Raw genomic sequence first — 21,804 nt, 5'->3', positions numbered from 1 at the left:
CATCTGAATAACGCTGCCAGTGGCAGGTTTATTCCCGGCAGGATTGAGAGGCAAACAGAGTCCCTCCCATCGCGAGCGACGCGACAAAGACCCGATATCCCGCCTTGGCACGTGCCGGAAGGCGCAGCGATCCAGAATCGAGCCGTCGAGTTCCTTCGCACACCCTCTGGCCTGCCGCCGCAAGGGGGAGATTGGCGGTTTCGGCGACAGCGCCTTTTCTGCATCCCTGGAAAATTGGCGAAGGCAGTAATGACAGCGATCTCCCCGCAAGTGGGGGAGATGTCCGGCAGGACAGAGGGTGGGGCTGGATGACCTTGGACTTCGCGGTCAGTTGCCCGCTCGTCCGGCCGGGTAGGCCTCATATCCGGTTCTTGTCCATCGGGTCGCGGTTTTGCTCCACACTTCCTTCAGACCCCGCCTCACGACGACGCCCTTGTGCTTCGATAACCCTTCGCCGCCATCAGGCTGGGTAGAGGACTTGCACCTCCGAGCTGTCGATCATGCTCGGCACACACAAAAAACCCGCCTCGGCGGGCGGGTCGTTGGAGCCAATTGGCACCATACCCAAACTAATACCATAGCTGCCGGCACAAAGCAAGAACAAAATACATTGCGACCGGCAAAAAATGCGAATTCGCTTCGCCCTGTTCGCCTTGGAGGCCGCGTTCCTTCGCCCCCCTCTGCCCTGCCGGGCATCTCCCCCACAAGTGGGGAGATTGGCAGCTTCGGCGACAGCGCCTTTTCTGCATCCTTGGAAAATTGAAGAAGGCCGGTGACTCCAGCGATCTCCCTGATCCCTTAGGCCTCCCTCGCGGCCCTTGTCAGCAGCCGCTGATAAAACAAGCCGATGCCGATGAGCACCGCGCCGAGGCCGATGAAGGACAGCGCCCGCAACACACCTTCCAGCTCCGACATGTCGAAGACGAAGACCTTAAGCACGGCGACCGAGATCAGCGCCGCCGACGCAATGCGCAGCACCTGCGACCTCAGCCAGACACCGGCGGTGAGCAGCACCACGCCGATGACCAGCCAGAGCGCCGAATAGGTATAGGTCTCGAGTTGGCCGAGGCCGCTCCACAGGCCGATGAACTCACCCTTGAACAGCCTCCTGACCGACAGAGTCGCATAGGCGAAGGCGAGCACCGCCGCCATGACCGCCAGCATGGCCGCATACCATTTCGGCCGCTTGTCGCGGGTATAGAGCGCCAGTGCGCCTGTCGCGACTGCCGGCAAGAGGTAGGCGAGCAACAGAAGGTTGAACACCGGAATGCTGCCGGTCGATTCGTCCGTCAGCAAGGGGTTCAGCACCAGAAAATGCTGGAGGACGATGAAGGCGACCGAGACCACGCCCGCTGCAATCGAGCCGTAGCGCAGCACCGAACTTGGCGAGCGCATGTCGATGGCGACCAGGATGGCACCGGCACCGATGGCGATCAGCGTGTAGATCGCCTGTTCGGCAAGCGTCGCAGCAGCCGTATCGATGACGCCGCCATGCATGGCATGGCGCACCAGCATGGCAACGGCGAGCAGAGCAAACAGCGCGGCGCCGGCCTCCATGGCGAGGCGCGGCCGGCCATTGGTGGTGCGGGCGAGTTGCCAGGCGGCAAAGCCGAAGGCGAGCGCCGGCACGCCATATCCAAGCAGCAGCCAGTTGAACACCGGCGTCTTCGACAGGAACTCGGCACCGACGATGGTCGGGTCGAAGGCAGCGCGGCCGAGCACTGCAATCACCGCGCCAACGGAAATCCAGCCAAGCACCGGATAGCTGCGCCAGCGCGTCGCCAGCGCTGGCACGACGGCGGCTGCTCCGAGCAGGATGGTTGTCCAGCCTGAACCGAAGGCCATGTGCAGCATCAGCAAGCCGGCAATCGCCGCGCCGCCGAGCGCGAAGGAGACGGCAGCGCCGCCGGTCAGCGGCGGCGCTTCGCCGCGCGCTATCCATTCGCCGCCGGCGACGAAGACGCCGACCAAAACGGCTGCGACCGCCGCATAAGCAAGGTCACGGTCGAGATTGCCGAAGGCAGACCAGAGCGCCAGCAGGATGACCAGTGGCGCGACAGCGCTCCAGGCCGCCCATGCGGCGGCGCGCAGCCAGCCAGAGGCCGCAAAACGGCGCGCCGCCCAAAAGCCGGCGCCGATGAAGACCAGGCTGAGCGCGATGCCGACCCTGAACATCAAGGCATCGGACGCCACAACCGGCATGCCGTCGACGCCGAGAGCGCCACCCGAAAAATCAGAAGCGATCGTGGTCGGCGGAATGATGCCGAGATAGACCAGTACCGTCGCCAGCCCGGCGGCGTGCAGCAGTGCAAGCGCCCGCGGCCGGTAGAGCGCCACCGCCACCAGGGCTGCGACAAGGGCGGCCCCCGGCAATGCACCGCGGATGGCGGCGAAGGCCGGATCGACAAACAGGGCCAGCGCCGAAAGGCCGACAAAGAAGCCCGGCGCGATCGACGGCCAGTCGAAGCCGCTGCCGGCGACCGCTTCGTCGCGGCGGCCAAGCCAGACGAAGGCGAGCACGGCCAGTGTCACCGCGTCGATAAAGAGGATGACGGCAAGGTTCGCCCCCGGCGCGTCGGTCATGTAGAAGATGGTCCAGATGCCCGTGGCGACGAAGGCTGCGGCCATCAAAAGCCTCCAGTCGCGGATGCGGGCAATGACGCAGGTGGCGGCGAGCACGATCGCCAGATAGCCGAACAGCGCCCACGGATTGGGCGCCTGCGAGGCGACCAGCAGCGGCGTCACCATGGCACCGAGCAGGCCGACGCCGGCCAGCGCCTGACCGTGGACCAGGCTTGCCGCGATCGTCGCCACCCCGATGGCGCCGAGCAGCGTGAAAGCGAGCGTCGGGCCGATGAAGCCGTAAACGCTGTACGCGGCGTAGACGGTACCGAACAGGATGAAAGCGCCGGCCGCCGTCAGGATCGCCGGGATATAGGCACCGGCGGCACCTTGCACCGGCACCCTGAAGCCGGTGCGCCGGATGAACTCGCCGCCGGCGACCAGCACCAGCCCGAGTGCCGCCGCCATGACAAGCCGCACGCGTGGCCCGAAAATGCCGGCCTCGATGGTGTAGCGGATCAGAAACAAGCCACCCAGCGCCAGCGCGATGCCGCCGACCCAGACCGCCCAGCGGGTACCGAGCGCCGTTTCGACGTCGGACTGGCGAGCTGCCTTCGCCGCTGCCGCCGGTTGCGCCGACTCCGGCGCGGACGGCGCCGTTGTATCGGCATCGGCCTCTGTAGCTGACACGACCGCTGCGGTCGTTGGCGATGAGGCAATGTCGGCAGCAACCGTAACTGGGGCTGCGGCATCCGCCGGTTTGCTGTCGTTTGCAGCCGGTTCCTTGGCTTGCGGCGGCAGGACAGGCGCGCCCGAGAGCACGAGGCTGCGCAACGCGCCAAGCTCGCGCTCGATCAGGCCGATGCGGCTCTGCTGGCGTGAAATGATGACGAACAGCACGATTATGGCGACGAGGCCAATCAGGCTTTCAAACATGGCGGTTCCCCCAAACCAGGCCAGTTGTCACTGACATTCAATGTTCAGTGACATTCAAATGCGGCGGCCAAACGGCCGGTCCATTCGACGTGCCGCCAGATTGGCCGGAAAGATCGAGCATGTTTCGGTGCCGAAAGCCAGCAGCTTGCCGTTGGCGTCCTTCAGCGCCGCTTCCGAAACGGTCAGCGTGCGGCCCTTGTGCACCACTTTGCCCTCGCACACCACCTCGCCCGTCCTTGGCGTGATCGGCCAGTCAAATTCACTTTGAACTTGGCCGTCGCATAGGCCTCGCCCACCTGCGAAATGGTGCCAAGGCCGAGCGGCGAAACGTTTTCGGGATCAGGTTCAACTTCGCTCATCTGGTGGTTTCCCCGGTGGCGGCTTCCCCGGCGCTTGCCTTGCCGGATTCACGGCCGGGTGAATGATGCCTGCGCAAGGCGGCGAGAAACCCGGCGCGGGCGCCGGGAGGCTCGATGCCGCGCGGTTCGTAGACATGGCGGGTCAAAAAGAAGCCGGTCAGCCGGAAGGCGTCCTCGATCGCCGCCGGATCGGCGCGCAGCCCGGAGCCGCGCTGCAGGAAGGCAGGCAGCGCCAGCATCTTGTCGCGCCACGGCGCGCCCGCCGCCCGCGACACGGCGCGGCCGGATTTCGGCGAGACATAGGCAAGGTCCTGCCTGGTGCCGGTCGCCGCACACTGGCTGAGATCGAGGCCGAAACCGAGTTCGTCGAGTACCAGCAGCTCGAAGCGGGCCACCAGCTCGCCGGCGGCATCGGCATCGTCGAGATGAGCGATCATCACCGCAAGCGTCTCGTAAAGGCCGCCATGGGCGTCACGCTCAGGCAGAAGACGCAAATGCGCGGCCATCGTCTGCAGGCCGTAGACGGCAACGGCGCTGTCCATCAGCCGGGCGGCGTTCATCTCGATGGCCTCGACCTGGAAGGTGCCGAGATGCTCGTCGAGCCGCGCCCGCCACAACAGGTCGACGCGATTGCCGGGCTGCAAGACAGGCTGCTGTTTGCGCGAACGGCCGCCGCGCACGAGACCGAGATGGCGGCCATGCGCGCGCGTCATCACCTCGAGAATGGCGCTGGTTTCGCCATGCTTGCGGGTGCCGAGAATGATTCCCTCGTCGCGCCATTCCATGACGAGAGCTTGTCACCGGTTGGATGGCGAAATCAAGATGAGCGACGTATCCGCCGCCAAACCAAAACGGCCCGTAGCGTATCGCTAGGCCGTTTTTTGCGAGATCGTCGTTTGATCAGAACGAGCGCTGGAAGCGGAAGATGCCGCCGATTGCGTCGGCATCGTCGGCATCGAAATTGTCGTAATAATCGACTTCGGCGGTGATCGTGTAACCAGGAACGATGGTGTAGGCGACGTTGGCCGCAACGGCGAAGTCTTGGTCGTCGGTATAGGAGACCTGGGCGTTCAAAGAGGTCTTCTTGTTGACGGCATAGCTGCCGCCGCCCCAGACGGCAAAGTTGCCAGTCCACGGCTTGTAGAAGTTCTTCGCGACGTTGTCGTCGCTGCCGTAGCCCGCCATCACGAACAGGGTCAGGTCAGTAACCGGCTTGACGTCGAGGCGAGCTTTGCCGGCCCATTCTTCCGACGTGCTGTTATAGGCGCCGACCGCAATGATCGCACCCCAGTCGCCCTTGTATTTCACGCCGCCGACGACAAACGGAACGTAACTGTCGATCGACTGGTCAGCGCCGGAGCCCGTTTCGACCGAGGCGACTGCCGTAAAGCCATTACCGCCGTCGAAATAGTAACTGATCAGGTTGGTGTCCTTGGTGCCGTAAGGAATGATAGTGTCCTGGACGACGTTGCCGGCGTAACCGATGAACGAATCATAGACAGTTTCATCCTTACCGACGCGGAAACCTCCAAGCTGGATCCAGGCGAAGTTCAGGGTAACCGCCTTGTTGTCCTGCACGCTGAAATCAACACCGCTCACGGTGTGTTTGGTGTTGCCGAAGTTGAAACGGGTCTCGGTATAGGTCTTCAACGTGCCGAGCTCGGTCTCCTGGCCGGTCCACGTCTTCAGATTGAAGCGGGCATTCTTGTTCCAGGTCTGCTGCTCGTCACCGTCCAAAAGGTCATGTGTCGTCGCGCCATCGAAAACGCGGCCGGCGTCGCCGAAGCTGGCGTCATAGCGGACATAGCCGCCGATGCGCAGGCAGGTCTCGGTGCCGGGAATGTAGAAGTAGCCGGCGCCGTAGACGTCGCAAATCTTGACGTATTCGGCGGGTTCCGGCTCGGCGACCACAACAGCGTCGGCGGCGCGCGCACCGGAGACCGCGACGAATGCCGCGGCTGAGCCGAGAAGAAGGCTCTTGATATTCATTTTCTGACCTCTCCAGTCAAAGTTAAAAATGGCTTTGGATTCATGGGTTGAACGGCTGAACGCCTCACCCACGTCGAAAAAGGCGCGCACCGCACCCCCTCTTCAGGCGGCGAACATACTCATCCGCATTCCAGTCTCAATGACTATTCCAAAAATAATCAATGTTTGCATAACAGAATAACTCCATGTTTCACAACTATCACTTCATATTTTCTTCACATTTCCCGCCGGCACAAACGAGACACTGTCACAATTGCACAAAAATATACTTATGCCATTAGCCGTAAAACCGATCGTAATCCGACATACATTTCTTCTACGTGTTCTTTTTTTGAAATAGACTTCTAACGTTGGCAGCGAGATCAAGCCGACTTCGCCATCGCTGCGTTCTGTGCGGCAAGAACGACTTCCGCCACCAGATCCCGTTTGAGCATTTCAATGGGAATACGTCCGGCGAGGCCGGGCGTGAGGCCGATCAGCCACGACCAGGCATGCCGTGGATCGGGCATCGCGGATAACACTTCCTTGATACCCGGCGCCGGCCTGCCATCGATGAACTGGGCCAGGGGAAATACATGTTTGCGGCCACCGGTGCGCAACGCAACGACCGTGCCGCTCCGCTGCCAGCGATGCAGGGTCGAGCGCGATATGCCGAGATTTTGCTGCAGGAACGTCGACCCGGCGACGCGACCGGCCCAGTCCTCGACCCGCATCGAGTCGAGGTCGCCCGTTCCGGCCAGGCGTTGGATGTCTGCCCCTTGGCCTTCGTGCGCCGTCGACAGATGCGTCCGGGCACGGCGTTCCGCAGCTTCGGCTGCCAATATCCGCACGAAACGCGACGCCATGCCGGGTAATCTTTCCTGCATGGTGTCAATCGCACTGATGTCGGTCGGCGCAAGCAAAGCGACGGCGGCGGCAACGGCGCCGGCGACCCTGCCCGCTGCAACGACCGCATCGCTGTTCGTCACCTTGCCTTGCCGCGCCAGCACGCGCTCGATCTCAACAGCGACGGCGTTTGCAAACTCGATCTGACGGATGGGGTCGATGCGATTCCAAGTCCCGGTCATGTCCTGATCTGGCTGTTTGCCTGCCGGTTCCGGTTTGCTCGGAAGCGGGTCTTTCGCACAGCCTATAGGCAGGGTGTATGACGGAGAGACGACAAACGGTAACCATGCACGATCGCATTATCGGCAGGTGTTCCAGCCGTCCCAGCTGGCCTGTTTGCATGAAATATCGGAAATTTCTCAGAACCCGCTCAGGATTTCCCGTCGCGCCGGTACCAATGAGGAACGGGTCGACGACGTGGTCGACGCATGGCCTCCCGGAATGACTCGGCCGTTGTTCAAAATGCAAAGTCGACCAAGCGGGCAGCCCGGCGACCGCTCAGAATCCTGAGGCGGCCAACAGGCCGCTCTGCGGATCGCCCAAACAGGCTCAGTGCGGAAATTCGAGCCCCATTTCGCGGTAGCGCTCGGGATCGTCGCCCCAGTTCTCGCGCACCTTGACGAACAGGAAGAGGTGCACCTTCTGCTCGAGTATGCCTGCGATTTCCATGCGCGCGGCCTGGCCGATGGCGCGGATCGTCTCGCCCTTATGGCCGAGCACGATCTTCTTCTGGCTGTCACGCTCGACATAGATTGTCTGGTCGATGCGCACCGAGCCGTCCTTCTTCTCTTCCCATTTCTCGGTCTCGATGTGGGAGGAATAAGGCAGTTCCTGATGCAGCCTGAGATAGAGCTTTTCGCGGGTGATCTCGGCCGCAAGCTGGCGCATCGGCAGGTCGGAGATCTGGTCCTCCGGATAGTACCAGGGGCCGGCCGGCAAGGTCTCGGCGAGATAGTCGAGCAGGTCCTTGCAGCCGGACCCGGTCAGCGCCGAAACCATGAAGGTGCGCTTGAACGGCACCCTTTCGTTGGCTGCCGCCGACAATGCCAGCAACGTCTCGTGCTTGACCCGATCGACCTTGTTGAGGATCAACACCATCGGCTGTCGGACATCCTTCAGCCGATCGAGGATGGCGTCGGCATCGCCCCGGATGCCGCGCTCGGCATCGATCAAGAGAAGCACGATATCGGCGTCCTTGGCACCGCCCCACGCTGTGGTCACCATCGCGGTGTCCAGCCGGCGCTTCGGCTTGAATATGCCCGGCGTGTCGACGAAGACGATCTGCGCGTTGTTGTGGGTGGCAATGCCGCGCACGATAGCGCGCGTGGTCTGCACCTTGTGCGTCACGATCGACACCTTGGCGCCGACCAATTGGTTGACCAGCGTCGATTTCCCCGCATTGGGCGCGCCGATCAGCGCGACGAAGCCGGAGCGGGTAGCGGGAGCTTCTGTTGCCGAAGCTTCGGTGGCGGTCATGCGGCACTCCCTTGATCGAGCCAGACGCCTTCCCGCTGCAGAAGTGCCGCGGCTGCAGCCTGCTCCGCCTCGCGCTTGGAGCGCCCGCTGCCGGTCGCCGGCGGATAGGCGCCGACCTTGACACTGACGGTGAACAGCGGATCGTGGTCCGGTCCCTCGCGGCTGTCGATTATGTAAACCGGCACTGCGCCTGCCGCCTGATGCGCCCATTCCTGGAGTTCGGTTTTCGCATCGCGACGGGCGGCGTCAATGGCTTGCGAGCGCGGCCGCCAGTATTTGTGGATGAAGTCACGGGCCGCTTCCAACCCTCCGTCGAGATAGAGCACGGCGATCAGCGATTCCAATGCATCGGCGCGCAGATTGACGCGCTTGCGCCCGTCGAGGCCGCGTACGTCCGAACCGGCGCGAATAAGTTCCGGCAGGCCGATCTCCTCGGCAATTTCCGCCAGGGCTTCAGCGTTGACCAGAGCGTTCAATCTCAGCGACAGCTCACCCTCGGCGGCGTCGGGAAATGCCGCCAGCAGCATATCGGCAACGACAAGGCCGAGAACGCGGTCGCCCAGGAATTCGAAACGTTCGTAGTCGATGCCGGCGTGACTGCCGCGAGCGCTGGCATGGGTCAGCGCCCGCTGCAGGCGCTGATGGTCGCCAAAACTGTGGCCGGTGCGCTCCCTGAGCGCCTCGGCGAGCGCATCGGCGGTCAGCCGTTTCGTCGCCGCCATGGCCCTAATTGACGAAATGGAACAGGCGCGAGGCGCGCATCAGTGACGGCCATTTCCAGATTTCGAGCGGGCTGGCGCTGCCGCCGATCGAGAAGAAAATGAGGTTGGCGCGGCCGACCAAATTCTCGTCCGGCACGAAGCCGACGGTGAAGCGGCTGTCCGACGAGTTGTCGCGATTGTCGCCCATCATGAAATAGTGACCGGTCGGCACCTTGAACTCTTTGGTATTGTCGCCGATCGAAGCCTGCGTCAGGTCGAGCGTGTCGTAGCTGACGCCGTTCGGCAGCGTCTCGCGATAGACATCGACCGGCCCGTTCTCCTCGGTGATGTCGCGGTTGTCGATCTGCCCGACCTTGATGCGCGGCACGCCCACGTCGTTGATGAAGAGCTGGCCATCCTTGACCTGGATCTTGTCGCCCGGCAGGCCGACGACGCGCTTGATATAATCGACAGAAGGATCCGGCGGAAACTTGAACACCACCACGTCGCCGCGCTTCGGCTCTGAGCCCCAGATGCGGCCCGAAAAGATGTTCGGCCCGAACGGCAGTGAATAGCGGGAGAAGCCGTAGGACCACTTGGTGACGAAGAGATAGTCGCCTTCGAGCAAAGTCGGCCGCATCGACCCGGACGGGATCGAGAACGGCTGGAACAGGAGCGTGCGGATGACCAGCGCAAGCAGCAGGGCCTGGACTATGACGCTGACGGTTTCGCCAAGTCCGCCGGATTTCTTCTGGGTTTTTTCAGCCACGCTCATGTCGTCCTCGATTGTGCGTTGGATGGTATAGAGTCTCGGCGCGCGCTGGGCAACGTCATGCCGGTGGTCAGATGCAATCAATGTGGCGCTTCTTCGACCGGCAACGCTTCAATGATCACAAAGGCTTGAGCGAGCGGAAAATCATCGGTGATGGTGAGGTGGATCACCGCGCGGTGCCCTTCAGGCAGAATTTCGTCCAGCCGCGCTGCCGCCCCATTGGTCAGCGCCATGGTCGGCTTGCCGCTGGCCAGGTTGACGACCCCCATGTCGCGCCAGAACACACCCTGCGCCATACCGGTACCCAATGCCTTGGCGCAGGCTTCCTTGGCAGCGAAACGCTTGGCGTAGGAGGCCGCACGCGCCGCGCGGTTTTCGGAGCGCGCCTGTTCGATCTCGGTGTAGATGCGCTGGATGAAGCGCTGGCCATGGCGTTCCAGCGACTTCTCGATGCGTCTGATGTCGATGAGGTCGCTGCCGATACCGATAATCATTCGGCAGGAACTTCCGGCCCGGTTTTTCCAGCCTTTGCCGCTCTTTCGGCCAGCCGCTTGCGGCGCTGCTCGTGGAAAGTGACCATGCCCCAGCGGGTGATGCCGTAAAACAGCAGGCCGAAAACCAGGCCGAGCGGTATTGCGCCGATCGTCATCGGCTTCAGCACCGGTCCCCACAATTGCGCAAAGGAAAGATTATGCAGCATGTCGCCGAGATGCGCGGGCGGGCCATGCGCCGGCAGGTGTTCATGCAGGATCAGCTTGCCGACCTCCCAGGAGGCGGCCCATAGCAGCGGAAAGGTCAGGGGGTTGCCGAAGACCGTGCCGAGTGCTGCCGCGACCAGATTGCCGGCGATCAGCCAGCACAGGATGGCAGCAATGATGAAGTGAAAGCCAAGCGGGAAAAACGACGCGAATACGCCCGCCGCAACACCGGCGGCCACGGCATGCGGCGTGGCCCTAAGCCGCAGGATGCGCTTGGAAAAATACCGCAGCGAGCGCGAGAACGAGCGGCGCGGCCACAAATAAGTACGCACCCGCTCGAAAAAACCATCAGGCTTGCGCCGTCGAAAAAGCACTCTGTTCCTGTTCCTAGTTCCATCGATGGCTTCGCACCGGCCTTTCCAGCCAGGCGCGACAGCCTATGCTGCGCTCTGCGGTCGCCGAAAAGCAACTACGACTTTGATATAGCGATGCGCTGGCCGAAGAACAACGAGGCCGAGGGCATCCGCTCGGTGGCCGGTCGCGCCAGCCCTGGGTATCGCCGTTCTGAACAGGGCATGATCGCGGCGAATTTAAGGAGCGTCACTTAGGATCGATATTCGCTGACCTCGACGAGGTTGCCGTCCGGATCGCGGAAATAGACCGACATCATCGCGCCCCGGGCGCCGACACGCTCGACCGGGCCGACCTCTATCACCACACCATTGGCGGCGAGGTTGGCACATATCTCGGCGAGCGGCTGGGCAGCAATCAAGCAGAAATCTCCGGAGCCCGGCGTCGGCGCCTTGGCCTTCGGCTCGAAGGTACGCCCGACCTGATGCACATTGATCTTCTGCGTTCCAAACAGCAGCGCCGTTGGTCGGTCCGGCTCGTCGAGGCGCTTGAAGCCAAGCACCCGCTGATAGAAGGCGCAGGTATCGTCCACCGAACGAACTGTCAGCACGAAATGATCGATGCCGGCAATCACGGCAGCGCCTCTTGACTTGTTTTTATGCATGTCGTTGTCCCAAAACCGCCGCACACTTTTGGGCGACATGCATTAGATATTGCGGCTGCCCGGCTTGATCGCCGGTATGGCGGCGAGCTCGGGCGGCAGCATGTCGGCTGGATAGGCCGGAACTTCATATTCGGCGAGCGCGATCAGCGGCACGCCGACATCGGTCTTGCCGGCCGAGCGGTCGATGATGCATGCGGCGGCAACGACTTCGGCGCCAAGGCCGCGCAGGCAGTCGATGGTCTCGCGGATCGACAGACCGGTGGTGACGATGTCCTCGACAATGACAACGCGCGATCCCTTGGCGATCTCGAAACGGCGCAGCCTGAATTCGCCCCCTTCCCGCTCGACCCAGATCGCCGGCGCACCAAGATGGCGCGAGGTCTCATAGGCCGGGATCAGCCCGCCGATCGCCGGGCCGACGACGTAGTCGATCCTGCCGGGCACGTCAGTGCGGATCTTTTCGGCGAGCGCCTTGCACAAGCGCTCGGTCTTGTCGGCATGCATGAAAACGCGCGCCTTCTGCAGGAAGACCGGGCTGCGCAGGCCCGACGTCAGGATGAAATGCCCTTCGAGAACGGCGCCGGCCTCGCGGAAAATGCCCAGCACTTCATCGGTGTTCATCGTTCACTCCATGTCCATGGTAAATGGTAGTAGGGTAGTGAGAGCACCCTCATTCACTATTCACTATTCACCCATTCACGCGCCTTGCATCGCTGACGCTCGAATTGTCCTTTAGCTGCGACAGCAGCCGGTTCAAGTGCTTGAGGTCCCACACTTCAAGATCGATCAGCATTTCGGTGAAATCGGGCGCGGTGCGCACCATCGACAGAGTGTGGATATTGGCGTCGTTGGATGCGACTACCTGTGCAATGTCGGCCAGCGAACCCGGCGCGTTGATGGCGGTGACCGAGACGCGCGCCGGGAACCGCTCCTTGGTGCGCTCGTCAATATCCCAGCGCACGTCGATCCAGCGCTCGGGCTGGTCGTCAAAGGCCTGCAGCGCCGGCGACTGGATCGGATAGATGGTGATACCGGTTCCCGGCTGCACGATGCCGACGATGCGATCGCCTGGCACTGCCCCCTCCGGCGCGAAGCGCACCGGCAGATCGCCGCGCACACCGCGGATCGGCACCGCGTCGTCGCGCGGCTGGTTCTTGTCCTTGCGTGCGGCGCGGCCCGGAATCTGGAACAGCATGCCGGCGGCGTTGCGGATCTTCGACCAGCCCTCCTCGCGCTGCTTGGGCGCGACCAGCGTGACACGCTCGTCCTTGTAGTCGGGAAACACCGCCTTCATGACATCGGTGGAGGCAAGTTCGCCTCGGCCGACCGCGGCCAGTACATCCTCGATGTCCTTGCGCGCCAGCCGGTGCAGCACCGGCTTCAGGCTTTCCTTGGTGAAGGTCTTGCCAGAGCGTTCGAAGGCGCGCTCCAGGATGCGGATACCGAGACCCGAATATTGCTTGCGAATGGCATTCTTGGTGGCGCGGCGGATGGCCGAGCGTGCCTTGCCGGTAACGACCACCGATTCCCACGCCGCCGGCGGGACCTGCGCCTTCGAGCGGATGATCTCGACCTCGTCGCCGTTCTTCAGCTCCGTCATCAGCGGCATGATGCGGCCATTGACCTTGGCGCCGACGCAAGTGTCGCCGACGTCGGTGTGGACGGCATAGGCAAAGTCGATCGGCGTGGCGCCGCGCGGCAGCGCGATCAGCATGCCCTTCGGCGTGAAGCAGAATACCTGGTCCTGAAACAGTTCCAGCTTGGTGTTTTCGAGGAAGTCCTCGGGATTGTCGCCTTCGGCAAGCTGCTCGATGGTGCGCCGCAGCCAGGCATAGGCATTGGTTTCCTTCGAGATCGCATGGGCGGCACCATTCATCTTGCCACCGGTATCCTTATAGATCGAATGAGCCGCGACGCCGTATTCGGCGATCTTGTTCATTTGATAGGTGCGGATCTGCAATTCGACGCGCTGGCGCGACGGGCCGACGATGGTGGTGTGGATCGAGCGGTAGTCGTTCTGCTTCGGCGTCGAGATGTAATCCTTGAAGCGGCCGGGAACCATCGACCAGGTGGTGTGGATGGCGCCGAGCGCGCGGTAACAGTCCTCGACCGTCTCGACAACGACGCGGAAGCCGAAAATGTCGGACAGCTGCTCGAACGACAGCGCCTTGGCCTCCATCTTGCGGAATACCGACCACGGCTTCTTCTGCCGGCTCTTGACCTCGGCCTTGATCGAATATTTGTCGAACAGCGTGGAGAGCGCCTTCTCGATCTCCGACAGCACGCCCTTGTTTCGCTCGAAGATTTCGGCCAGCCGTGCGGTGACGGCGCGGTAGGCTTCCGGATTGATGAAGCGGAAGGCAATCTCTTCCAGCTCCTCGCGCATGCCTTGCATGCCCATGCGACCAGCCAGCGGCGCGTAGATGTCCATCGTCTCTTCGGCGATGCGCAGGCGCTTGGCTTCCGGCACATGGTCGAGCGTGCGCATATTGTGCAGGCGGTCGGCGAGCTTGACCAGAAGCACGCGCACGTCTTCCGAGATCGCCAGCAACAGCTTGCGCAGGTTCTCCGCCTGCTCGGCCTTTTTCGAGACGAGGTCGAGCTTCTTCAGCTTGGTCAGGCCCTCGACCAGCTTGCCCATTTCCGGGCCGAACAATTCGTCGATCTCGGCCCTGGTCGCCGTGGTGTCCTCGATCGTGTCGTGCAGCAAGGCAACGGCGATCGTCGCCTCGTCCATGTGCATTTCGGTGAGGATGGCGGCGACTTCGAGCGGATGCGAGAAATACGGGTCGCCGGAGGCGCGTTTCTGGTGGCCATGCTTCTGCATGGCGTAAACATAGGCCTTGTTGAGCAGCGCCTCGTTGACGTCAGGCTTGTAGCGCTGCACGCGCTCGACAAGCTCATACTGACGCATCATGGGCGGGATCTCGCAATGCTGAAATGAATCATGCGCCGCACTGGCGTACGGCGCATGTCATAGATAGCCACGAAACTGCCGACGCGAAAGTGTCGGCAGTTGTCGGTAAGATCAATAATCGTCGCTTTTTTCCGGCGGCACCAGGCCTTCGATGCCGGCCAACAGGTCTTCTTCGGTCATGCGATCGAAGGTGACGTTGTCCTCGGCGTCGTCGGCATCGGTGGCCGCAACGGCGCTGCCGGTCTGGTCGGCAATCGCCTCGCCATCGGCCTCCGGCTCATCGACCTCGACATGCTTCTGCAGCGAATGGATGAGATCTTCCTTGAGGTCATCCGGCGACAGCGTCTCTTCGGCGATTTCGCGGAGCGCAACGACCGGGTTCTTGTCGTTGTCGCGCGGTACGGTGATCTGCGCGCCCTGGCTGATCTGACGGGCGCGGTGGCCGGCCAAGAGCACCAGCTCGAAGCGGTTGTCGACCTTGTCGATGCAATCTTCAACGGTTACGCGGGCCATGAGTTGCCCCTTTCATGCCTGGATTTGATGGAAAACAGGCGCGGTCCATAACCCGAACGCCGCCAAAATACAAGCTTTTATGGCGGTGCGCAGCTCTGACGCGGGCCGCCTGCGACGACACAGCGCCGATCACAATTGCTTGCGGTGCGGCATGGTGCCTTGGATTGCCGTAAAACTGGCGTTATCTCGAACGATGAAGGCCAACAGGTCTATTATCAGACCGGCCGATAGTCGCCACCCATTTAGACGACCGCTTATTTCGAAAAAGGACATTTTCCATGTTCGATCCTCGTGAAAAAATCGCTCTCTTTATCGACGGTGCCAATCTCTACGCCACCTCGCGCGCGCTGGGCTTTGACATCGATTACCGCAAACTTCTGGCGAGCTTCCAGAAACGCGGCTATCTGCTGCGCGCTTATTACTACACCGCGCTGGTCGAGGATCAGGAATACTCCTCGATACGGCCGCTGATCGACTGGCTCGACTATAACGGCTTCAAGGTGGTGACCAAACCGGCCAAGGAATTCACCGACTCGACCGGCCGGCGCAAGATTAAGGGCAATATGGATATCGAGCTGACCGTCGATGCGCTCGAGCTTGCCGATGTCGTCGACCATTATGTCATCTTTTCGGGCGACGGCGATTTCCGCACGCTGGTCGAGGCGCTGCAGCGGCGCGGGCGCAAGGTGTCGATCGTCTCGACCATGGCTTCGCAGCCGCCGATGATCTCCGACGATCTGCGCCGCCAGGCCGATCATTTCATCGACTTGATGACGCTCAAGAATGAAGTCGGCCGCGATCCGTCGGAGCGGCCGGTGCGCCGGCCCGAACCGGCCGAAGTCGACGAGGAAGACTATTGACGGTCGTTGCCTTGACCGCACCCCTGGTCGTCTCCCCCGAACCCGATCGCGATTGCCCGCTCTGCCCGCGGTTGCACGACTTCATCGCCGAGTGGCGGCGGCGCGAGCCGTCCTGGTTCAACGCGCCGGTGCCGACCTTTTTGCCGCCGGAAGGCGAGGATGCAGTGCGTCTGCTGATCGTCGGGCTGGCGCCGGGCCTGCGCGGGGCAAACCGGACGGGGCGTCCCTTCACCGGCGATTTTGCCGGCGACCTGCTCTACAACACGCTGATCGCGCACGCCTTTGCGCGCGGCGAATTCAAAGCGCGACCGGATGACGGGCTGGAGCTTGTCGGTACGGCGATTACCAATGCGGTGCGCTGCGTGCCGCCGGACAACAAGCCGGTTGGCGCCGAGATAGCGACCTGCCGGACGTTCCTGGTGCCGACGATTGCGCGGTTTCCAAATCTGCGCGCCGTGCTGGCGCTTGGCTCGATCGCGCACCAGTCGACCGTGCGGGCGCTCGGCCAACGCGTTGCCGCCTATCCGTTCCGGCATGGTGGGCAGCAGCAGGCCAATGGCATCACGCTGTTTTCCAGCTATCATTGCTCGCGCTACAACACCAATACCGGCGTGTTGACGGAAGCGATGTTCGTCAACGTCTTCAGTCAGATAGAAGCTTTTCTGAAGACATAGAGTCGGACGAGGCCCGCCAGGGCACGAGCCCTAGATTCGGGCGATCGCGAACAACCAGGCCAGGAGATCCAGCAACCACAGAAACAGTGCAAGCTGCAGCGCGACGCGCAGGCGTTGGATGATCCGCCAATTGCTGGCCATGTCGGATTTGATGCGCAGCGCAAGCGCTCGGTGCATCCCGTCCAGGGTTGCGGGAGGGTGCTGATCGACGAAGTCCTGGAGCAGCTTCTCTGGATCGAAACGGAACGTATAGTTATAATACGGCCACACCATAATCGCGACCAGCAGCCCGATAAGAAAAAGCAATGTCAGCGCCAGCCAGTCCCAAGGCCCCACGCCATCCAGGAGCGCCCTGCCTCCAAGGAGAGAACTCGCGAACGCGGTTGCGAAGATCAGATTGCCGGCGCGCGTATTGAGACTTTCAACCACGCCCTGCTGGTGCTGGAGGCCACGCACCGCCTCCGCATAGACAAATGTTAGGCGGGGGTCGCCGCCGTCCGTCGCAGCAGGCGGGGCGTTGCTGTCATTGGTTGATGAAGGGCGCTCCGGCATCAAACGTCCTTAGCACGGCGCCGCCTGCGATATGAATAGCCACATGGGGAAGCTTCGTCGCTCTGTCTTCGTGCCATCGAGGGTGTTTTGGTGGACGGGAATAGCATCAATCCGACGCTGTCGCTTCAGGCGCTGCGGCAAACAATGCGGCCAGCGTCGCAGGTCCGCCCTGGAGAACATTCAGGTCGACGTCGCCGCTGATGCCGTCGACGCGGCCCCGGTTGTGATACTGCCAGTAGATCCAGTTGTCATGGCCCGGCCGCAGCGCCAGCGAACGCAGCCAGCGCGGGCGGCTGGCTAGCTGCCCGGCATAGGCTTGCGCCGCCTCGTCGGTCACATAGAGGATCGCCGTCTTGCCGAACGCCGCCTCGACCGGGCCGAGGAAGGCGGAGAGTTCGGCGCTCAGCTGTTCGGGAGTTGGCCGCTGCGGGCAATTGCCGCCGAACTCGATGTCTACCACCGGCGGCAGCAAAGGCTGATCGTGCGGCACCACCGAGATGAAGTTGCGTGCCTGATCCGCACCCGGTCTGCAGAAGGTGAAGAAATGATAGGCACCGACGGCAAGACCGGCGGCGCGGGCCGCGCGCAAATTGGCGGCGAAGGCATCGTCGACATGATCGCCGCCTTCCGTCGCCTTGATCACGGCGAAGGCGACATCGTCGGCGGCAACACGCCGCCAGTCGATCTGCCGCTGATGATGGGAGACGTCGATGCCCCTGACCGGATATTTGCCGCGGTCCGGAGAAAACGTCTGGAAGTAGGTATAGCCGCCGGCCAGAACGAGGCCCGCCACGAGCAGACCGGCCGCGCCCCATAAGACGATCCGGTTTTTCAAACGAGACCTATCCCTTTTGGTCCGCCCTGCCCGCCGCTATGGCTCCGGGCGTTCGTCGCTCTAAAAGCCAAATCGCTGGCTTTTCCTCCGCTTCGCGGACCGCTCCTCACCCTCGCTCCTTCAGCAGCCGGCCCTTCTCGCGCGACCAGTCGCGCTGCTTTTCGGTCTCGCGCTTGTCGTGCAGCTTCTTGCCGCGGCCAACGGCGAGCAGCAGCTTGGCACGGCCTTGGTCGTTGAAGTAGATCTTCAGCGGCACCAGCGTCATGCCTTCGCGGTCGACGCTTTGCGCCAGCTTGGCCATCTCGCGCTTGTTGAGCAGCAGTTTGCGGCGGCGGCGCGGCTCATGGTTGAAGCGGTTGGCCTGCAGATACTCCGGCAAATAGGAGTTGATCAGCCAGATCTCGCCGCCCTCGACCGAGGCGTAGCTGTCCTGGATATTGGCCTGACCCTGGCGCAGCGATTTCACTTCCGTACCGGTCAGCACCAGGCCGGCCTCGATCGTGTCGAGCACCTCATAGGAAAACCGCGCCTTGCGGTTTTCCGCAACGGTCTTGTTGTTGGGATCGGCTTTTCTGACTTGATTCATGATGCGGAGAGGTGGCGCCTCATCCTTAGTTTATCAAGCCGGCGTGCTTCATCGCCGCGTCGATCTTCTCGGCGGTCGACGGCTCGACCGTCATTAGCGGCGAGCGCAGCACGTTCTCGACCTTGCCCAGCTTCGACAGCGCATATTTCGCGCCGGAAACGCCGGGCTCCATGAAAATCGCCTTGTGCAGCGGCAACAGACGGTCCTGGAGGTCGAGCGCCTTGGCGCTGTCGCCGGAAAGCGTTGCCTCCTGGAATTCAGCGCAAAGCCTGGGTGCGACATTTGCCGTCACCGAAATACAGCCGACGCCGCCATGCGCGTTGAAGCCGAGCGCCGAGGCGTCTTCGCCGGAGAGCTGGATGAAATCCTTGCCGCAGGTGGCGCGCTGCTCCGAAACCCGCTCGACCTTGCCGGTGGCATCCTTGACGCCGACGATGTTCTTGAAGTCGTGCACCAATTGCCCCATCGTCTCCGGGCTCATGTCGACCACCGAGCGCGGTGGAATGTTGTAGATGATGATCGGCAGGCTGGTCGCCTTGGCGACGGCGGCGAAATGCGCATAGAGGCCGCGCTGCGTCGGTCTGTTGTAATAAGGCGTGACGACAAGGGCCGCGTCGGCGCCCGCCTTCTCGGCATACTGGACCAGGCCGACCGCCTCGTCGGTGTTGTTGGAGCCGGCGCCGGCGACGACCGGAACCCGGCCCTTGGCGACCTCGATGCAAACCTTGACGACTTGGCGGTGCTCGTCATGCGACAGCGTCGGCGACTCGCCGGTGGTGCCGACAGGGACCACGCCCGTCGTGCCTTCGGCGATCTGCCAGGCGATGAACGCGCGAAAGGCTTTCTCGTCGAAACGGCCGCTCTTTTCGAACGGTGTGACGAGCGCGGTCAGCGAGCCTCTTAGCATGTCGTCCAACTCCTTGGGACTAGCGCATGACCCCGAAAATCGCAGTCGATTTCGGAAAGGATCATGCGCCAAATTTAAATTGCTACAGCGTCCTTTGCGCGTCTGAGAAGACGCGCGGCGCTGTAGGTGTTTGTCGTGCGCGCCTTCTAGCCGAAAGCGAAGCGGCGCACCATAGTCTCGACATTGTTGCGCGGCAAGCATTGCGCCAGCAATTGCAATTCGAACGACCTCGATAAGGTTTCTTTACGGGCCCTTCATCACAGACGAATAGGCTGCAGTTCATCTGTGCCAGCTGTAGCATCGAAGAATAGGAAATGACCAAATCCATGCCGACTAGGCGGCCTCATCTTTTCGCGCTTCTCGGCGCGATCGTTGTGCTGATCCCTGGCGCGGCGATCGGCGGCAGCGTCGATGGGCAGGTCACGTCGGCGATCCCGATGACGGAGCCGCAGAACGATGCACTGCAGCAGTCCCCTTCGCCATCCGCCAGCGTCGCGGCGCTGAAGAGCGGTCTCGATGCGCTGGCGGCAAACGACATTCAGCGCGCGCGCCAGGTGCGCGAAGCGCTGCCGGCCAAATCGCTCGATCGGCACATCCTTGCCTGGGCGATTGCGCTCTATGGCGGCGACCAGGTGCCGAGCGGCGACATCGCCGATGCCGCGAAGATGCTGCCGAACTGGCCGGGCACGATCGCCTTGCGCAAGAACAGCGAGCGCGCGCTCTATCGCGAGAACCCCGCGCCACAGGTGGTGGTGCGGGCGTTCGACGGCAGCCAGCCGCTGACCTTCGAGGGTGTGGTGATCCTAGCCCGCTCCTATGTAGCGCAGGGCGATACGAAGGCGGCGCGCTCGGTGCTGTCGCCATTCTGGCGCACCGAAAAGCTCGAAGCCACGGACGAGGCGGCGGTCATCCGCGAGTTCGGCGCGCTGATCCCGGCCGCCGACCATCGCTTCCGCATGGAGCGCATGTTCTATGCCGATCGGGTCGCTTCGGCGCTGCGCGTCGCCGGTCTCGCCGGCGCCCAGCAATTGGCCGATGCCTGGGCGGCAGTCACCAAAGGCGACAAGAACGCGGCCAAGCTGCTGAAGGCGGTGCCGGCAGCGCAGCGGGCGGCCGGCTATCTGTTTGCCGAAGCCGAATATCTGCGCAAGCAACAGAAATTTTCCGATGCCGCCGCGCTGGTGCTGAAGGCGCCGGGCGACCGCGACGCTCTGGTCGATCCGGACGCCTGGTGGGTCGAACGCCGGGTGCTGTCGCGCGAGCTGGTCGACCAGGGCGACATGAAGACGGCCTACAGAATAGTCGCCGCGCATGCCGCCGAAAGTCCCGCCAATGCTGCCGAGGCGGAATTCCATGCGGGCTGGTACGCGCTGCGCGGCCTCAACGACCCGAGCACCGCCGCCAAGCATTTTGCGCAAATCGCGGAGCTCGCCCAAGGGCCGATGTCGCTGTCGCGCGCCTATTACTGGCTCGGCCGTGCCGCCGAACTCGGCGGTCCCGGCAGTGCCAAGGATTATTTCAGCCGTGCCGCCAGCTACGGCACGACCTTTTACGGCCAGCTCGCCGGCGAGCGTGTCGGCCGGCAGACCCTCAATATCGTCTACCCCCAGCCAAGTGCCGCCGACCGCCGGAATTTTGCCACCCGCGAGGCGGTCAGCGCCATCGAGCGGCTGCAGCAGGCAGGCTATGACCGCTATGCCGAAACCCTCTACCGCGACCTTGCCGGGCAGTTGAGCAGCCCCGGTGAACTGGCGCTGCTTGCGATGCTGGCGGAAAGACAAGGCAACCATTTCATGGCGCTGAAGGTGGGCAAGATCGCCGGCGCACGTGGCATCGACGTCGGCGCGCTGTCGCATCCGCTCGGCGTCATTCCCGACACCGCCAACATTTCCGGCTCGGGCAAGGCGCTGGCCTATGCGATTGCCCGCCAGGAAAGCGAGTTCAACATCGGCGCCGTCTCCAGCGCCGGCGCACGCGGGCTGCTGCAACTGATGCCGGGCACGGCCAAGCAATTGGCGAAGAAGGCCGGCATGACATTTTCTCAGGCCCGGCTGACCACCGATGCCGGCTACAATGCAACGCTGGGCGCGGCCTTTCTCGGCGAGCAGCTCGGCCGCTTCGACGGCTCCTACGTGCTGACCTTCGCCGGTTACAATGCCGGCCCCACCCGCGCCGCCCAGTGGGTGGCGAAATACGGCGATCCGCGCGGCAAGGACATCGATGCCATCGTCGACTGGATCGAGCGGATTCCCTATACGGAAACAAGAAGTTACGTCCAGCGCGTGATGGAGAACTACGAGGTCTACAAGATGCGTATCTCCGGCAAATACGACATTGTCGGGGATCTGGTGAACGGCCGGGGTTAGCCTTTCCTTCTCCCCTTGTGAGACCTTTGCACAGAAGCCGATTGGTGATTCTGTGATGATGGTCGAAGCAGGGAGATTCGGGATGGCGGATCGTGTTTTGGGTCAGTTGAGTCTGGCGGACGGGCTGGCGGCGTCGGACGAGACGATTTTCGACCTGGTATCGAAGGAACTGGACTGGGCACCGATCCGAACATTGCTGGG

The 21,804-nt window shown here is 62.7% G+C and carries 21 protein-coding genes; 3 read left to right on the top strand and 18 right to left on the bottom strand.

The window, feature by feature from the left end; all coding sequences use genetic code 11:
• Nucleotides 1-798: 798 nt before the first annotated feature.
• The 14 genes from NKI25_RS23695 to rpoZ form a co-directional block, all read right to left on the bottom strand.
• Nucleotides 799-3,498, bottom strand: a complete 2,700-nt coding sequence (locus NKI25_RS23695; protein WP_352785851.1) for a DUF2339 domain-containing protein — start codon at nucleotides 3,496-3,498, stop codon at nucleotides 799-801.
• 54 nt (nucleotides 3,499-3,552) lie between these two features.
• Nucleotides 3,553-3,720 carry a hotdog fold domain-containing protein gene (locus NKI25_RS23690; RefSeq protein WP_352785849.1) on the bottom strand — a complete coding sequence of 56 codons (168 nt, stop codon included), beginning with the start codon at nucleotides 3,718-3,720 and terminating at the stop codon, nucleotides 3,553-3,555.
• Between the two features lie 133 nt (nucleotides 3,721-3,853).
• Complete coding sequence (recO, locus tag NKI25_RS23685) at nucleotides 3,854-4,642, bottom strand: DNA repair protein RecO (RefSeq protein ID WP_352771023.1); 789 nt, start codon at nucleotides 4,640-4,642, stop codon at nucleotides 3,854-3,856.
• A 115-nt stretch (nucleotides 4,643-4,757) separates the two neighbouring features.
• Nucleotides 4,758-5,846: a porin gene (locus NKI25_RS23680; RefSeq protein ID WP_352999584.1), complete on the bottom strand. Its 1,089-nt coding sequence runs from the start codon at nucleotides 5,844-5,846 to the stop codon at nucleotides 4,758-4,760.
• Nucleotides 5,847-6,208: 362 nt separating this feature from the next.
• Nucleotides 6,209-6,913, bottom strand: coding sequence for an antitoxin Xre/MbcA/ParS-like domain-containing protein (locus NKI25_RS23675; RefSeq protein WP_352999582.1), 705 nt, complete (start codon nucleotides 6,911-6,913; stop codon nucleotides 6,209-6,211).
• 367 nt (nucleotides 6,914-7,280) lie between these two features.
• Nucleotides 7,281-8,207 carry a GTPase Era gene (gene era / locus NKI25_RS23670; RefSeq protein ID WP_352999580.1) on the bottom strand — a complete coding sequence of 309 codons (927 nt, stop codon included), beginning with the start codon at nucleotides 8,205-8,207 and terminating at the stop codon, nucleotides 7,281-7,283.
• Nucleotides 8,204-8,929, bottom strand: coding sequence for a ribonuclease III (gene rnc / locus NKI25_RS23665; protein ID WP_352999578.1), 726 nt, complete (start codon nucleotides 8,927-8,929; stop codon nucleotides 8,204-8,206). Before rnc ends, era begins: the two co-directional genes overlap by 4 nt.
• A gap of 4 nt (nucleotides 8,930-8,933) precedes the next feature.
• A complete protein-coding gene (gene lepB / locus NKI25_RS23660) occupies nucleotides 8,934-9,683 on the bottom strand; it encodes a signal peptidase I (protein WP_352999576.1) in 750 nt (249 codons plus the stop codon).
• 77 nt (nucleotides 9,684-9,760) lie between these two features.
• A complete protein-coding gene (gene acpS, locus NKI25_RS23655; RefSeq protein ID WP_352467214.1) occupies nucleotides 9,761-10,174 on the bottom strand; it encodes a holo-ACP synthase in 414 nt (137 codons plus the stop codon).
• Nucleotides 10,171-10,752 (bottom strand): DUF2062 domain-containing protein, encoded by a 582-nt coding sequence (locus NKI25_RS23650; protein WP_023677769.1) that lies wholly within the window; start codon nucleotides 10,750-10,752, stop codon nucleotides 10,171-10,173. The genes acpS and NKI25_RS23650 overlap by 4 nt, the downstream gene beginning before the upstream one ends.
• Nucleotides 10,753-10,982: 230 nt before the next feature.
• Nucleotides 10,983-11,393: a VOC family protein gene (locus NKI25_RS23645; RefSeq protein ID WP_352826599.1), complete on the bottom strand. Its 411-nt coding sequence runs from the start codon at nucleotides 11,391-11,393 to the stop codon at nucleotides 10,983-10,985.
• Between the two features lie 42 nt (nucleotides 11,394-11,435).
• Entirely contained in the window at nucleotides 11,436-12,014 is a 579-nt protein-coding gene (gene pyrE / locus NKI25_RS23640) for an orotate phosphoribosyltransferase (RefSeq protein ID WP_352826598.1), read from the bottom strand.
• A gap of 67 nt (nucleotides 12,015-12,081) precedes the next feature.
• On the bottom strand, nucleotides 12,082-14,310 hold the full coding sequence (locus NKI25_RS23635) for a RelA/SpoT family protein (RefSeq protein ID WP_023677772.1): 2,229 nt from the start codon (nucleotides 14,308-14,310) through the stop codon (nucleotides 12,082-12,084).
• 111 nt (nucleotides 14,311-14,421) lie between these two features.
• Complete coding sequence (gene rpoZ / locus NKI25_RS23630) at nucleotides 14,422-14,823, bottom strand: DNA-directed RNA polymerase subunit omega (RefSeq protein WP_023677773.1); 402 nt, start codon at nucleotides 14,821-14,823, stop codon at nucleotides 14,422-14,424.
• A gap of 278 nt (nucleotides 14,824-15,101) precedes the next feature.
• Here rpoZ and NKI25_RS23625 point away from each other — a divergent pair, with 278 nt between their 5' ends.
• Both NKI25_RS23625 and NKI25_RS23620 read left to right on the top strand, forming a co-directional pair.
• Nucleotides 15,102-15,683, top strand: a complete 582-nt coding sequence (locus NKI25_RS23625) for a LabA-like NYN domain-containing protein (protein WP_023677774.1) — start codon at nucleotides 15,102-15,104, stop codon at nucleotides 15,681-15,683.
• Nucleotides 15,680-16,357: a uracil-DNA glycosylase gene (locus tag NKI25_RS23620; protein ID WP_352999574.1), complete on the top strand. Its 678-nt coding sequence runs from the start codon at nucleotides 15,680-15,682 to the stop codon at nucleotides 16,355-16,357. Before NKI25_RS23625 ends, NKI25_RS23620 begins: the two co-directional genes overlap by 4 nt.
• A gap of 30 nt (nucleotides 16,358-16,387) precedes the next feature.
• Here the strand turns inward: NKI25_RS23620 and NKI25_RS23615 are convergent, their stop codons facing one another.
• The 4 genes from NKI25_RS23615 to dapA form a co-directional block, all read right to left on the bottom strand.
• Nucleotides 16,388-16,909 carry a hypothetical protein gene (locus tag NKI25_RS23615; RefSeq protein ID WP_352826597.1) on the bottom strand — a complete coding sequence of 174 codons (522 nt, stop codon included), beginning with the start codon at nucleotides 16,907-16,909 and terminating at the stop codon, nucleotides 16,388-16,390.
• Nucleotides 16,910-17,015: 106 nt separating this feature from the next.
• The gene (locus NKI25_RS23610) at nucleotides 17,016-17,744 is read right to left on the bottom strand and encodes a GH25 family lysozyme (RefSeq protein ID WP_352569836.1); all 729 of its coding nucleotides are present in this window, start codon (nucleotides 17,742-17,744) and stop codon (nucleotides 17,016-17,018) included.
• A gap of 106 nt (nucleotides 17,745-17,850) precedes the next feature.
• Nucleotides 17,851-18,330, bottom strand: a complete 480-nt coding sequence (gene smpB, locus NKI25_RS23605) for an SsrA-binding protein SmpB (protein WP_023768487.1) — start codon at nucleotides 18,328-18,330, stop codon at nucleotides 17,851-17,853.
• Nucleotides 18,331-18,355: 25 nt separating this feature from the next.
• Nucleotides 18,356-19,237, bottom strand: a complete 882-nt coding sequence (gene dapA, locus NKI25_RS23600) for a 4-hydroxy-tetrahydrodipicolinate synthase (RefSeq protein ID WP_352490891.1) — start codon at nucleotides 19,235-19,237, stop codon at nucleotides 18,356-18,358.
• Nucleotides 19,238-19,563: 326 nt separating this feature from the next.
• On the opposite strand from dapA, the gene NKI25_RS23595 reads away from it, so the two are divergent.
• Nucleotides 19,564-21,603 carry a lytic transglycosylase domain-containing protein gene (locus NKI25_RS23595; RefSeq protein WP_352592105.1) on the top strand — a complete coding sequence of 680 codons (2,040 nt, stop codon included), beginning with the start codon at nucleotides 19,564-19,566 and terminating at the stop codon, nucleotides 21,601-21,603.
• Nucleotides 21,604-21,804: the final 201 nt, after the last annotated feature.

It is taken from the genome of Mesorhizobium sp. M0808, from assembly GCF_040320025.1.
Lineage (GTDB): Bacteria > Pseudomonadota > Alphaproteobacteria > Rhizobiales > Rhizobiaceae > Mesorhizobium.
The sequence above is the reverse complement of the archived record's forward strand: the minus strand, read 5'-3'. Positions and strand labels throughout refer to the sequence as shown.